Origin of the sequence: Burkholderia orbicola (assembly GCF_900100915.1) — a bacterium.
Lineage (GTDB): Bacteria > Pseudomonadota > Gammaproteobacteria > Burkholderiales > Burkholderiaceae > Burkholderia > Burkholderia orbicola.
In genome coordinates this window covers 190,120-204,063 of the sequence record NZ_FNKW01000002.1, presented here as the reverse complement: position 1 = coordinate 204,063, position 13,944 = coordinate 190,120, and the positions used below count along the sequence as shown (strand labels likewise).

The 13,944-nt window shown below is 67.4% G+C and carries 8 protein-coding genes; 3 read left to right on the top strand and 5 right to left on the bottom strand.

The annotated features are described in order from the left end of the window. The first annotated feature begins 19 nt into the window (after positions 1–19). A complete protein-coding gene (locus tag BLS50_RS17790; protein ID WP_074803066.1) occupies positions 20–1,345 on the top strand; it encodes an MFS transporter in 1,326 nt (441 codons plus the stop codon). Between the two features lie 239 nt (positions 1,346–1,584). Continuing rightward, on the top strand, positions 1,585–2,127 hold the full coding sequence (locus BLS50_RS17785) for a cysteine hydrolase family protein (RefSeq protein WP_074803063.1): 543 nt from the start codon (positions 1,585–1,587) through the stop codon (positions 2,125–2,127). Between the two features lie 264 nt (positions 2,128–2,391). Here BLS50_RS17785 and BLS50_RS17780 read toward each other — a convergent pair whose 3' ends face one another. The 5 genes from BLS50_RS17780 to BLS50_RS17760 form a co-directional block, all read right to left on the bottom strand. Beyond that, entirely contained in the window at positions 2,392–3,498 is a 1,107-nt protein-coding gene (locus tag BLS50_RS17780) for a porin (protein WP_074803060.1), read from the bottom strand. A 63-nt stretch (positions 3,499–3,561) separates the two neighbouring features. Beyond that, positions 3,562–3,981, bottom strand: a complete 420-nt coding sequence (locus BLS50_RS17775) for a DoxX family protein (protein ID WP_011547564.1) — start codon at positions 3,979–3,981, stop codon at positions 3,562–3,564. A 175-nt stretch (positions 3,982–4,156) separates the two neighbouring features. Then, positions 4,157–5,434 carry a cytochrome c gene (locus tag BLS50_RS17770; RefSeq protein WP_027812584.1) on the bottom strand — a complete coding sequence of 426 codons (1,278 nt, stop codon included), beginning with the start codon at positions 5,432–5,434 and terminating at the stop codon, positions 4,157–4,159. Positions 5,435–5,436: 2 nt separating this feature from the next. Then, positions 5,437–7,056 (bottom strand): GMC family oxidoreductase, encoded by a 1,620-nt coding sequence (locus BLS50_RS17765; protein ID WP_023476482.1) that lies wholly within the window; start codon positions 7,054–7,056, stop codon positions 5,437–5,439. Then, complete coding sequence (locus BLS50_RS17760) at positions 7,056–7,562, bottom strand: sugar dehydrogenase complex small subunit (protein ID WP_006478877.1); 507 nt, start codon at positions 7,560–7,562, stop codon at positions 7,056–7,058. The genes BLS50_RS17765 and BLS50_RS17760 overlap by 1 nt, the downstream gene beginning before the upstream one ends. Positions 7,563–7,872: 310 nt before the next feature. Here BLS50_RS17760 and BLS50_RS17755 point away from each other — a divergent pair, with 310 nt between their 5' ends. Continuing rightward, complete coding sequence (locus BLS50_RS17755) at positions 7,873–13,941, top strand: alpha-2-macroglobulin family protein (RefSeq protein WP_074803056.1); 6,069 nt, start codon at positions 7,873–7,875, stop codon at positions 13,939–13,941. Positions 13,942–13,944 lie beyond the last annotated feature (3 nt).

The following is a 13,944-nucleotide window of genomic DNA, read 5'->3' as shown; positions in this document are numbered from 1 at the left end:
CCCAACCCGGGGGAACCCCATGGAAACGTCCGCCCTTCCGTTCGCCGGCACGCCGGTCGATGCCCGCGCCGCCGCGAAGAAGCGCCGGCTGATCGCGGCCGCCGCCGTCGGCAACGCGCTCGAGTTCTACGACTTCACGGTCTACAGCTTCTTCGCGCTCCTGATCGGCAAGCTGTTCTTTCCCGTGCATTCGTCGTTCGGGCAGTTGATGCTCGCGGTCGCGAGCTTCGGGGTCGGCTTCGTCACGCGTCCGCTCGGCGGGCTCGTGATCGGGATGTATGCGGACCGTGCCGGCCGCAAGAAGGCGATGATCCTCACGCTGCTGCTGATGGCGCTCGGCACCGCGACGATCGCGATCGCGCCGACCTTCGCGCAGATCGGCATCGCCGCGCCGCTGCTGCTCGTGCTCGCACGGCTGCTGCAGGGGTTCGCGTCGGGCGGCGAAGTCGGCGCATCGACGACGCTGCTGCTCGAACAGGCGCCGCAGCATCGGCGCGGCTTCTATGCGTCGTTCCAGTTCTCGAGCCAGGGGCTCGCCGCGCTCGCGGGCGCCCTCACCGGCGTGGCGCTGACGTCGACGCTGAGTGCCGCGCAACTCGAAAGCTGGGGCTGGCGCGTGCCGTTCATCATCGGCACGCTGTTCGTACCGCTCGGCTACTGGCTGCGCCGCACCGTCGAGGAAGTGCCTGCGGCGGTGCCCTCGCCCGCCACCGGGCACGACGAGCCGGTCGCATCGCTGCCGCTCGCCGACGTGCTGCGCCATCACGGCAAGGCCGTGTTCGCGGGCCTCGGCGTGACGATCGGCGGCACGTCGATCCATTACATCATCGTGTTCTACATGGCGATCTACGGCGTGCAGGTGCTGCACCTGCCGACCTGGCTGTCGATGACGGCCGGCTGCGTCGCCGGGGCGATCCTGATGCTCGTGACGCCGATCGGCGGCCACCTGTCCGACGTGTTCGGGCGCAACCGGATCGTCTGGTGGACGCGCATCGTGCTGATGGCCGCGATCTATCCGGCGTTCATCGCGCTGAACCGCTGGCCGGGCGCCGTGTCGCTGCTGTCGATCATCGCCGCGCTGTCGATCGTGCATTCGATCAACATCGGTGCGACCGGCGCGATGCTTGGCGAGTTGTTTCCGCGGGCCGTGCGTGCGACCGGCGGTGCGCTCGTGTATAGCGTCGGCGTCGCGATCTTCGGCGGCTTCGCGCAGTTCTTCGTCACATGGTTGATCGCGGCAACCGGGAATCCGAATGCGCCGGCATGGTATGCGATCGGCTGTGGTGCGATGACGTTGCTCGCGATTCGCTGCATGGAGGAAAAGGCGGGGAAGGCGCTGGACTGAGCAGCAGACGATGCGCGGCTCGTGAAGCGTGATTGACGTCACGCGCACGCATCGGGCATCATCAATCAATGCACAACGCCACGATCACCCTTTCGACGACCACGCGCACGACCGCCTTCGGCGGGCCCGTGCGGCGAGTGCGCGCAAGATCGTAGCGTCACCGATTCCCACAGGCCCCGTCGGTTCCGGACGGGGTCTCGTCGTTTCTCCGTCCGCATCGGCCACTCAGGAGAAACGCAATGTCCGAAGCCCCTTCCCCGAAACGCGCGCTGCTCGTGATCGACATGCAGGTCGGGCTGTTTCATGGTCCCGATCGTCCGCATGACGGTGAACGCGTGCTGGGCAATATCAACCAATTGATTCGCCGCGCGCATGACGGCGGTACACCCGTGTTCGCCGTGCGTCACACCGGCCCGGCCGGCTCGCCGATCGCGCCCGACGCGCCGCTGGCCGCGCTGCTGCCGGAGCTTGCGATCGATACCGCTCGCGACATCGTGTTCGACAAGACACGGCCGAACTGCTTCGCGGGCACGCGACTCGCCGAGTGGCTGCATGCGGCTGGGATCGGCGAGATCGTGATTGCGGGGATGAAGACGCAGTACTGCGTCGATACGACGTGCCGTGCGGCCGGCGATCTCGGCTTTCGCGCGGTGCTCGTGGCCGATGCGCATACCTGCATGGATACGCCCGCGCTACCGGCCGAGCGGATCGTCGCGCATCATAATGCGACGCTTGCCGGCCCGTTTGCGACGCTGACAACGACTGAGGCATGCGTGTTCTGACGCACGGCGCGCCGATCGGACTGCAGTACGCGAGTGCCCGCGTTGCAATAGCGTCAGCAGGTGCCGTCAATTTACGGAGTGCCGATCGCTCGATGCGTCATATCGACTTTCGACGACAGAACTGGTCTCGAAACGGCAGAAGAGCTCATGGTGAGGCCATATCGCGTCACGTCACTGACAGCGCCGATACGGCACACGCCGTAAACGCAAAAAGGCACGGACTTCACCGCCCGTGCCTCTTTCACCTGAGCAAACCGCCCTCGCTCAGAACGTATGCATCATCCCCACATACGCGCCCGTCTGCGATTCGCCGGTCATCGGGCTCGTCCCCGACGTCGCATCGCGCGGCGTCGCGAGCAGCGAGAAGTTCGAATTCCCGCCGTTGCGCACATACGCAACCGTCCCATACAGGAACGTCCGTTTCGACAGGTTATACGTGGTGCCGAGCACGTACATCATCGCGTGCCCCGACGGATCGTGCGACGCATCGCCGCCGCCATCGCCGACCTTCACGTAATACCCGCCCCCCGTCACCGCCCACTGCGGCGTCGCCGAGTAGGTCGCGCCGAGCCAGTAGTGATCGGCACGATCGGCAACACCAGCCGGGCTATCCGGCGCCTGGTAGTGCGTATACGCGCCCTGGATCTTGAATTTCGACACCTTCACGTTCGCACCGACGAAGTACTCGCGCGACGCCGTGAAGACGTTGCTGAACTTGCCGTTGTTGTCGCGCAGCTCGTCGTAGATGCCGCGCACGTCGAGCACCGGCGAGTGGTACGAGATCATGATCCCGTCCGAGCGGCCGAAATCGTCGGCAGCGCCGTAGTTGAAGCCGCGCGACTGGTTGCCGAACGCGTATTGCGCCTGCACGTCGAAGCCGCCGATCACCGGGCTGTGATATTCGATGTTGTTGCTGGTCTGCTGCCAGTTGCGGCCGCGCACGAGCGACGCCGACGAAAACGCCTGCTGGACGAACGGATCGAATTCCCACACGCCGTCGCTGTCGATGAACAGGTTGCGGCCAGCCTGCAGCTGGCCCCACGTATTGCTCTTCAACCCGACGTACGCGCGCCGTGACCACATGCGCCCGCCGCCCGTCTGGCCGTTCATCACCTGGAACGCGGTTTCCAGGTTGAACACCGTCGACAGCCCGCCGCCGAGATCCTCGACGCCCTTCAGCCCGAACATGCTGGTGCCCCAGTCGCCGCTTTCCGCGCTCCAGCGCGTCCCGCTGCCACCGTTCGGCTTCGCGATGTGGTTCAGGTATTCGACGCCGCCGTCGATGCGGCCGTACAGCGTCACGCTCGTCTGTGCAAACGCAGCCGCCGGCGTGGCGGCCGCAATCAGCCATGCGAAGTATTTGAGTCGCAAAATGATGCCCCCTCGAAGTCTCGACCGTCCGACGCGCGCCCCATGCACGCGCCTCGGGTCCGCTTATCCGCGATCGATCGAAAAACGTCCGGGGCCCGCCGCGCAGAGCGCGAGCAAGCCGCCCGAGATCGCGATGTTCTTGTAGAAATGAATCATGTTGTTGATCTGCTCGCCGCCCGTCATCGTCCAGTAGTGGTGGCCGATGATGCCGGTGCCGATCGTATACAGCGCAAGCAGCAGCGCGAGCGCACGTGTCTGGAAACCGACGAGGATCGCGATCCCGACGAACAGCTCCATCACGACGGAAATCGCCGCCGAAATGATCGGCGCCGGCGCGCCCTCGCTCCCCATGAACGCGATCGTACCGGAGAAGTCGATAATCTTCTTCCAGCCGAACATCACGAACAGGATCACGAGCAGAATGCGGGACAGCAGCAGCAGCACATCGCGCTGGGACGCGAGAAACGGTTGATTCGGTGTCATGGTGTGATCAACGAAAACGATGCGCGCAACCGCACGCACCGGATTGCCTGTGAACCGGGGCGAGCGACCAACCGCGCCGCCCGCCCCGCTCTGCAACAACCGGCATCGGGGCCCGCCCGATGTGCTGTGCTCCTCCTCTTTTCTATTGTTGCCCTGCTTCGTCGCGTGCCGCGTTTCAGCGCAGCTTCGCGACGTCCTGCTCGGTCACCTTCGCGGCCGGATTGCCGAACTGCCCGGTCAGGTAGTTCGTCAGCGCGGCGATCTGCGCATCCGACAGCTCGTGACGGAACGCGGGCATCCCGACGTCCTCGCTGCCGGCCTTGCGCTGCACGCCGTTCAGGATCACCTGCACGAGGTTGGTCGGATTCGGTGCGCCGACCGTCGAGTTGTGGAACAGCGGCGGGTAGTAACCGTCCGGCGAGCCCTTGCCCTGCATCTGGTGGCAGGTCGCGCAGTTGCCGAGATACAGGCGCGCCGGATCGATACCCGACGACGCGAGCGCGACGCCGCGCAGCTTCAGGCCATCCTCGGCCGGCTTGCCCCACGACGAGCGCGACTGCTTCGCGTCGCCGCTGGCCACGGCCGGCACCGTACGGATGTACGTCGAGATCGCGCCGATGTCGGCTTCGGTCATCTTCGAGAAGCTGTGCTCGATCGCCTCGGCCATCGGGCCGGCCGCCTGCGCGAGGCCCGGCACGCTGCCGGTGCGCAGGTACTGGACGAGCTGCTGCTGCGTCCAGCCGCCGATCCCCGCGTTCGGGTCGGACGTGATGTTGTAGCCGTCCCAGCCCGCGAGCACCGAGCCCGACAGGAAGCTGCCGCCCGTTTCGTCGAGCGACTTCTCCTGCATCGCGATGCCGCGCGGCGTGTGGCACGTGCTGCAGTGCGCGAGGCCCTGCACGAGATACGCGCCGCGGTTCCACTCGGCGCTCTGCGCCGGCTTCGGCTGATAGACGCCGTCCTTCAGGAACAGCCAGTTCCAGATCTTCAGCGGCCAGCGCATGCTGAGCAGCGCGGGGATCTCGTTCTTCGGCGGCGCCTGCTTGACCGGTTCGACGCCGTGCATGAAGTACGCGTACAGCGCCTGCACGTCGTCGTCGTTGATCTTCGCGTACGACACGTACGGCATCGCCGGGTACAGGTTGTCGCCGTTCTTCGATACACCGTGCCGCACCGCGCGCTCGAAATCGTCGAACGTCCAGTTGCCGATGCCCGTATCCGGGTCGGGCGTGATGTTGCTCGTATAGATCTTGCCGAGCATCGGCACCGGCATGCCGAGGCCGCCCGCGAACGGCTTGCCGCCCTTCGCGGTGTGGCAGGCCATGCAGTCGCCCGCGACCGCGAGGTATTCGCCGCGCTTGACCTGCGCGGGATCGGCCGAATCGGCCGCGCGTGCGAGGCCGGGCAGCGCGAGGCAGCCGGCCAGGAGGAAGGTGAGAGTAGATTTCCGCACGGTCAGACTTCCTTCTTCAGCGTGTCCGACATCCGCAGCGCGAGCGCCGCGATCGTCAGCGTCACGTTCACCGTACCGACGGTCGGCATCGTCGAGCTGCTCGAGATGAACAGGTTCGGATGGTCGAACGTGCGGCAGTCCTTGTCGACGACCGAGTCGCGTGCATCCGCACCCATGATCGTCGCGCCCGTGATGTGGTTGTTCGGCGCGAACTCGTCGTTGAAGACGACGTCGGTGCCGCCGAGCACCTTCGCGGCGGTCGCGTAGACCTCGCGCGTGTGCACGGCGCCGCGCTTCACGTAATCGTCGATCGCATACGTGATCTCGGGGCGCGGGATGCCGATCGCGTCGGTGGCCGTCTTGCTCGGCACGATGCGGTTCTCGGGTTGCGGCAGGATCTCGTGGAAGCAGTCGAACTGCACGTAGCGTGCGGAACGGTCGCGGATCTGCGCGTCGAGCTCGTCGTGCTTCATCAGCTTGCCGGCCTTGAAGATCTTCTGCGTCTCCTGGTTGATGCGCGACATGTTCGACAGGTGGATCTTCTTCGCGGCTTCGGTCGCGCGGAACGGACCGTCGCGGAAGCCGATCAGCGACGTCATCTCCTGCGGGCCGCGGCCCGGCCACAGCTTCTCGCTCGCGTAGAACGACACGCCGGTGCCCGGATGGTCCATCAGGTTGCGGCCGACCATGTCGGAGCTGTTCGCGACGCCGTTCGGGAAATCGCGGTTCGCGGACATCAGCAGGATCTTCGGCGTCTCGATGCCGTTCGCGGCGAGCACGAAGTACTTGCCCTCGACGCGATGGTCGGCGCCCGTCTTGTCCTTGTAGATCGCGGCGACGATGCGCTTGTCCGGGCCGGTCTCGAGCTTGTAGACGACCGCGCTGTCGATCAGCTTCGCGCCGGCCTGCTCGGCCTTCTCGACGTGGACGATACCGTTGTACATCGCGCCGATCGGGCAGATCGGCATGCAATTGTTGTTTCCGCAACAGGTCGGCCGGCCGTCGTACGGGCGGCTGTTACGGGCAACCGGCTCGGTCACCACGTGGAACTTCGGGTCATAGCCGTTCAGCGCGCTCTTGATGGTCTGCTCGTTGAACGACAACGGCAGCGGCGGCATCGGGTACGCCTGCTTGCGCGGCGAGTACAGGTCTTCCTCGGGGCCCGGGCCCCACACGCCGAGCTCTTCCTCGGCGCGCTGATAGTAATGCTCGAGGTCGTCGTACTGGATCGGCCAGTCGCGGCCGACGCCGTACACGGTCTTCATCTTGAAGTCGTTCGGGATGAAGCGCCACGCGGACGCGGCCCAGTGCCACGTCGTGCCGCCGACCGCGCGGATGTACTGCGAGTTGAACTTGTGCTCGCCCTTCAGGACCAGGTAGTCGTTCGGCGGGCCGTATTCCGGATGCGGGGCCCACGGGCTCGACGGGTACGGCGCCATGAAATCGGTCTTGTCGGCCTGGTTGCGAAAGCGCTCGACGATTTCCCAGCGCGGCATGCGCGGGCCGGCTTCCAGCAGGATCACGGACTTGCCCGCCATCGCGAGCTGGTGTGCAACGATCGCGCCGGCGACACCCGATCCGACGACGACGATGTCGGCTTTTTGCGTATCGGTATCGGCCATCAGGCTTGCCTCTCGATCGGTTTTTCGGCCCAGAAGCCGGGTTTGTTGGGGCAATACGAAGGGATCACGAGCGTATCGGACACCACGCTGAACATTAATGCTTCTTCGTAGGTAATCACGACGTTGTCGACGATGCCGAGATACCACGCGCCGAGAATCGTCAGTGCGAGCGATTCCTGGTCGGGATTCAGCGAGCCGGATGCGAGCGCACCGGCGAGTTGCGGCAGGCTGTCGGCCGTCTTGAACGAGCCCTTCTGCAAGGCCTGCAGATAGCGCTGGCCGGTGATGCGGCTCAGCCCTTTCTTGCCGGTCAATGCTTCGGAAAGCGTCATGAACGTATCGAGCGGCGCGGTGCCGGGATCGTCGGCCAGGGCCCGCAACGCCAGCGAGCCGGTGAGGCCCGCCGCCGTCAGCGCCAGTGCGCCCTGCAGCCATTGACGCCGCGTGATGCCGGTTGCGGCTGCGTCGTTGTCACGACGCGATTGGGGGGTGTTGTCGTTGTGCATGTTTCCTTCTCTCGAACACCGGATTCGGGAAAACCACGCTTGATATTTCTCAAACATTGGCGCGGATCTGCAATGTACGCGCACCAGCCGGATCAAACAATCTTTTTATAGTTCATTTAATGTTCCGCAATCCGGGACAATCGAAATTTCGCTGCATTTTTGTGTCGTCGACGCGACAAATCCGCGGCAGGCACCCCCGTGTCGCGTGCCGACCACACACTGCACCCGCACGCCGTGCTGCGCGCGCGCGACGGTCGGTTAGAATCCCGTGCAATCAAACAGAAAGCTTCCCTCCGAGGGCAATCGAGCGATGAAGCAGCGCGACAAGCACAACAAAGAAACGCATCGAACCAACCACACGACCCGGCTGCTCTGGCGCATCGGCGCCGTCGCAACGCTCGGCGCCGCCGCGGCCCTGTCGCTGCATGCGGGCGCGGCGCGCACGGTGAGCGTGTCGCCGCAAGGCACCGTCACCGAAGTCCGGCAGAGCGTCGTCAAGTTCGACGAACCGATGGTCGCGTTCGGCTCGGCGTCCGCGCCGAATCCGGCGCGCGTGACCTGCAACGATTCGACCGCCGCGCGCGGCTCGGGCCACTGGCTCGACGACAAGACCTGGGTTTACGATTTCGAAAGCGACCTGCCGCCCGGCGTCCGCTGCTCGGTCGCGCTCAACGATACGCTGCGCTCGGTCGCCGGCAATGCGGCCAGCGGCCCGCGCCGCTTCACGTTCCAGACGGGCGGCCCGTTCCCGGTGTCGGTGCGCCCCGGCTCGCGCGAGATCGAGGAGCGGCAGGTCTTCGTGATGAAGCTGAACGGCCCGGCCGAGCCGCGCTCGGCGCTCGCCAACATCTGGTGCGAAGCGGCCGGTATCGGCAACCGCATTCCGGTCACGGCGGCCGACGACGACACGCGCAACGCCCTGCTAGATCATTTCGGGCTGAAGAAAGAAGCGGCGCGCGTGCTGACGCTGTCGTGCTCGCAGGCGCTGCCGGCGAGCGCGAAGATGCAGCTCGTATACGGCAAGGGCGTCGCGAGCCCGAGCGGCATCGCGAACGACACCGAGCGGCGCTTCGATTTCACCGTGCGCGCACCGTTCGCCGCAAGCTTCTCGTGCGAACGCGAGAACGCGAAGGCGCCCTGCACGCCGCTGCGCCCGCTCACGCTGTCGTTCAACGCTCCGATCTCGCGCAAGCAGGCCGAAGCGATCAGGCTGCGCGGCCCCGACGGTTCGCTGTCGCCCACCTTCGCCGCCGACGATCACAGCGAGGAAGTGACGACCGTCACGTTCAACCCGCCGCTGCCCGCGCAAGCCGCGCTGACCGTCGAGCTGCCGTCGGGCCTGCACGACGTGACCGACCGACCGCTGTCCAACGCCGACCTGTTCCCGCTCGCGACGCGCACCGCACCGATGCCGCCGCTCGCGAAATTCGCGTCGGGCACCTTCGGGATCGTCGAGCGCTTCGCCGAACCCGGTACGCCCGCGCTGGTGCCCGTCACGCTGCGCAATGTCGAGGCCGACCTGCATATCGCCGGCCTCAATGCGGGCGGTGCGCAATTCGCGAACCTGAAGGTCGAGAACGACACCGCGATCCGCCAGTGGATGCGCACCGTCGACCGCTTCGACAACTGGTCGATGACGGCCGGCTCGATCGACGACCAGATTCCCGGGCTGCTGCAACGCAAGGGACAACACCCCGTCTACGTGCCGCTCGAGGCCGGCGAAAAACAGCCGGCGCCGAAAAACCGCCGCATCGACGTGCGCTCGCTGTCGCTGCTCGCGGGCGAGCCCGGCGCGCAGGTGCTGACGCTGCCGAAGGCCGATCCGAAGGCGCTGCGCCCGTTCGAAGTGGTCGGCGTGCCGATCGACAAGCCCGGCTTCTACGTGCTCGAACTCGCGTCGCCCGCGCTCGGCCGCTCGCTGCTCGCGAAGCCGTCGAGCATGTACGTGCGCACCACCGTGCTGGTCACGAACCTCGGCGTGCACCTGAAACAGGGCCGCGAGAACAACCTCGTGTGGGTCACGACGCTCGACAAGGGCAAGCCGGTGCCGAATGCGCAGATCCGCGTGTCGGACTGCAACGGCGACGAAATCGCGGCCGGCAAGACCGACGCGCAGGGCCTGCTGAAGATCGACGGGCCGTTCGAGCCGAAGCGCGAATGCAGCTCGTCGGGACAGCGCTTTAACGACTACTTCGTGTCGGCCCGCGTGGACGATCCGAAGACGGGCCCCGACATGGCGTTCGTCAGCTCGGGCTGGAACCGCGGGATCGAATCGTGGCGCTTCAACGTGCCGACCGACACCGACAGCGCGCCGACCGTGCGCGCACATACGGTGTTCGACCGCACGCTGCTGCGCGCCGGCGAAACCGTGTCGATGAAGCATTTCATCCGCACCGAGACGCTGCAGAGCCTCGCGTTCCCGTCGCAATATCCGACGCGCGTCGCGATCCGCCATCTCGGCACGGGCCAGACCTACAAGCTGCCGCTCACGTGGGCGGCCGACCACAGCGCGGATTCGCAGTTCACGCTGCCGGCCGCCGCGAAGCTCGGCGAATACAGCGTCGAGCTCGAAGGCGGCCCGGACGATGCGCCGACCGCCACTTACTACAGCGGCAGCTTCCGCGTCGAGGCGTTCCGCCTGCCGGTGCTGAAAGGCTCGATCGGCGCGCGCGACGCGCAGAAGAGCCCGCTCGTCGCCGTGAAGGAAGCGCCGCTCGCGGTGCAGATCGACTACGTGTCGGGCGGCGGCGCATCGAACCTGCCGGTGCAGGTGTCGGCGCTGATGAAATGGGCGTCGCCGCCGTTCGCGGATCGTTTCGAGGATTTCAGCTTCACGCCGTATCGCCCCGACACGAGCGACGGCAACGCCGACGACGATGCGCAGGACGGCGACAACGCGTCGGCGGCGGCGTCGAGCAACGATCCCGACGCGACGAAGCTGATCGCCGACAAGCTGCCGCTGACGCTCGACCGCAACGGCGCGGGCTCGGTCACGCTCAAGGGCCTGCCGGACGTCGACGCACCGAAGCGCATCGCGCTGGAGGCGACGTTCGCCGACCCGAACGGCGAAGTGCAGACGATTCGCGGCGACACGATCCTGTGGCCAGCCGCGGTGGTGGCCGGCATCAAGGCCGGCCGGTGGGTGTCGGTCGGCCAGCGCGTGCCGGTGCAGGCGCTGGCGGTCGACCTGCAGGGCAAGCCGCGCGCGTCGGTGCCGATCGAGATCAAGGGCGTCGCGCGCATCACGACGTCGTCGCGCAAGCGGATGGTCGGCGGCTTCTATGCGTACGACAACAAGAGCGACACGCGCGACCTCGGCGTGCTGTGCTCGGGCAAGACCGACGACAAGGGCCGCATGGCCTGCGACGCGACGCTCGAGCAGGCCGGTAACGTGCAGCTGATCGCGGTCGCGAAGGACGGCGACGGCCGCACGTCGAATGCATCGACGTCGGTATGGGTCACGCGCGAGGACGAACTCTGGTTCGGCGGCGACAACACCGACCGGATCGACGTGATCCCCGAGAAAACGTCGTACGAACCGGGCGAAACGGCCCGCTTCCAGGTGCGCATGCCGTTCCGCTACGCGACCGCGCTGGTTGCGGTCGAGCGCGGCGGCGTGATGGAAACGCACATCGTCGAGCTGAACGGCAAGAACCCGACCGTCGACCTGAAGGTCGGCGAATCGTGGGGGCCGAACGTCTACGTATCGGTGCTCGCGCTGCGCGGCCGGATTCGCGAGGTGCCGTGGTACTCGTTCTTCACGTGGGGCTGGAAGGCGCCGGTCGAATGGGCGCGCGCGTTCTGGCGCGAAGGCCGCCACTATGAAGCGCCGACCGCGTTCGTCGATCTGTCGAAGCCCGCGTTCCGCTATGGTCTCGGCGAGATCAAGGTCGGCACGGGCGTTCACCGCCTCGGCGTGACCGTGACGACCGACGCGACCCGCTACACGGTACGCGGCAAGGCGCAGGCGCACGTGAAGGTCACGCTGCCGAACGGCCAGCCGGCGCCGGCCGGCACGCAGATCGCCCTCGCGGCCGTCGACGAGGCGCTGCTCGAACTGATGCCGAACAACAGCTGGGACCTGCTCGACGCGATGCTGCGCCGGCGCGCGTACGGCGTCGAGACGGCCACCGCGCAGATGGAAATCATCGGCCGCCGCCACTTCGGCCGCAAGGCCGTGCCGGCCGGCGGTGGCGGCGGCAGCGCGCCGACCCGCGAGCTGTTCGACACGCTGCTGCTGTGGAACCCGCGCGTGACGCTCGACGCCAACGGCAGCGCAACCGTCGAGGTACCGCTGAACGATGCGCTCACGCGCTTCCGGATCGTCGCGATCGCGGCGGTCGGCCCCGACCGCTTCGGCACGGGCAGCACGTCGATCCGCAGCACGCAGGATCTGCAACTGATCTCCGGCCTGCCGCCGCTCGTGCGCGAAGGCGACGCGTTCCGTGCGCAGGTCACGCTGCGCAACACGACCGACCGCGCGATGCAGGTCGTCGTGACGCCGCGCGTGACGGGCCTCGACGTCGCGCCGCAAACCGTGTCGCTGGCGGCGAACGCGGCGACCGAAGTCGCGTGGACGATCACCGTGCCCGAGCAGGCGCTCGATGCGGCCGGTGCGCTGAACTGGCGCATCGAGGCGGCCGAGCAAGGCGGCAAGCGCGCGACCGATGCGCTGGCCGTCGCGCAGAAGGTCGTGCCCGCGCTGCCGGTCACGGTGCAGCAGGCGACGCTCGCGCAGGTCGACGGCACGCTGACGGTGCCGGTGGCGGCCCCGACCGGCGCCGCGAACAACGCGCAAGGCCTGCCGCGCGGCGGCATCGCGGTATCGCTGCAGTCGAAGCTCGCCGACGGCCTGCCCGGCGTGCGGCGCTGGTTCGAGCGCTATCCGTATCGCTGCCTCGAACAGCAGACGTCGCGTGCGATCGGGCTGCGCGACCCCGCGCAATGGCAGGCGCTGATCGCGCGCATGCCCGTCTACCTCGACAGCGACGGGCTGGCGAGCTACTTCCCGCCGTCGTCCGACGATTCGCACCACGGCAGCCCGACGCTGTCGTCGTACCTGCTCGTGGTGTCCGACGAAGCCAGCCGTCTCGATCCGCGCTTCGCGCTGCCGGAAGACCTGCGCACGCAGCTCGAAGCCGGGCTCGCGCGCTTCGTCGACGGCCGCCTCGAGCGCAACGCGTGGGCGCCGCGCCAGGATCGCGACCTGCGCAAGCTCGCGGCGATCGAGGCGCTGTCGCGCTACGGCGCCGCGCAGGGCCGCATGCTCGGTTCGATCGAGATCGCGCCGAACCAGTGGCCGACGTCGGCGGTGATCGACTATCACGCGATCCTGACCCGCGTGAAGGACATCCCGCAACGCGACGAGAAACGCGCGCAGGTCGAACAGATCCTGCGGGCACGCCTGACGTACCAGGGCACGCAGCTCGTGTTCTCGACCGCGCGCGACGACGACCTGTGGTGGCTGATGACCAGCAACGAGACCAACGCCGCACGCCTCGCGCTGGAATTCGCGGGCGACCCGGCCTGGAAGGACGAAATGCCGCGCGTGACGGCCGGGCTGCTCGCGCTGCAACGCCAGGGCGCCTGGCAGACGACGACGTCGAACGCGCTCGGCCTGCTCGCGGTCGAGCGCTTCTCGCGGACCTACGAGAGCACGCCGGTCGCCGGCACGACGAAGATTGCGCTCGGCGGCAACGAGCGCTCGATCTCGTGGTCGCAGACGGCATCGGCCGCGCCCGCCGAGTCGCCCGCATCGGCAGCGCCGTCGGCGTCGGCCACGCCCGCGACCCGCGCGGCCGCCGCGCGCAGCGTGCTGATGCCGTGGCCGCGTGCGTTGCAGGGACCGGCCACGCTGTCGGTCACGCAGGACGGCACCGGCCGCCCGTGGGCGACCGTCGAAAGCCTCGCGGCCGTGCCGCTGCGTGCGCCGTTGGCGGCCGGCTACCGGATCACGAAGACCGTCACGCCCGTGTCGCCGGCCGTCAACGGCGTGCTGACGCGCGGCGACGTCGTGCGCGTGCATCTCGACATCGATGCGCAGAGCGACATGACGTGGGTCGCCGTCAACGACCCGATTCCGGCCGGTGCGACGATCCTCGGGTCGGGCCTCGGCCGTGATTCCGAAGCCGCGACACAGGGCGAGAAAACGCCGGACGGCGCGTGGCCGGCGTTCATCGAGCGCGACTTCGACGGCTATCGCGCGTACTACGACTATTTGCCGAAGGGCAAATTCTCGGTGGAGTACACGGTGCGGCTGAACAACGTCGGCACGTTCGGCCTGCCGCCGACGCGCGTCGAGGCACTGTATGCGCCGTCCGTGTACGGCCTGTGGCCGAACCCGCCGATGACCGTGAAGCCGGCCGACGCGGGCAAGTAACGA

Excerpts from the sequence above, each read along its gene's own strand:
- BLS50_RS17785 (WP_074803063.1), top strand. The coding sequence starts at position 1,585 with ATGTCCGAAGCCCCTTCCCCGAAACGCGCGCTGCTCGTGATCGACATG.
- BLS50_RS17775 (WP_011547564.1), bottom strand. The coding sequence starts at position 3,981 with ATGACACCGAATCAACCGTTTCTCGCGTCCCAGCGCGATGTGCTGCTG.
- BLS50_RS17765 (WP_023476482.1), bottom strand. The coding sequence starts at position 7,056 with ATGGCCGATACCGATACGCAAAAAGCCGACATCGTCGTCGTCGGATCG.
- BLS50_RS17760 (WP_006478877.1), bottom strand. The coding sequence starts at position 7,562 with ATGCACAACGACAACACCCCCCAATCGCGTCGTGACAACGACGCAGCC.
- BLS50_RS17755 (WP_074803056.1), top strand. The coding sequence starts at position 7,873 with ATGAAGCAGCGCGACAAGCACAACAAAGAAACGCATCGAACCAACCAC.
- BLS50_RS17790 (WP_074803066.1), top strand. The coding sequence starts at position 20 with ATGGAAACGTCCGCCCTTCCGTTCGCCGGCACGCCGGTCGATGCCCGC.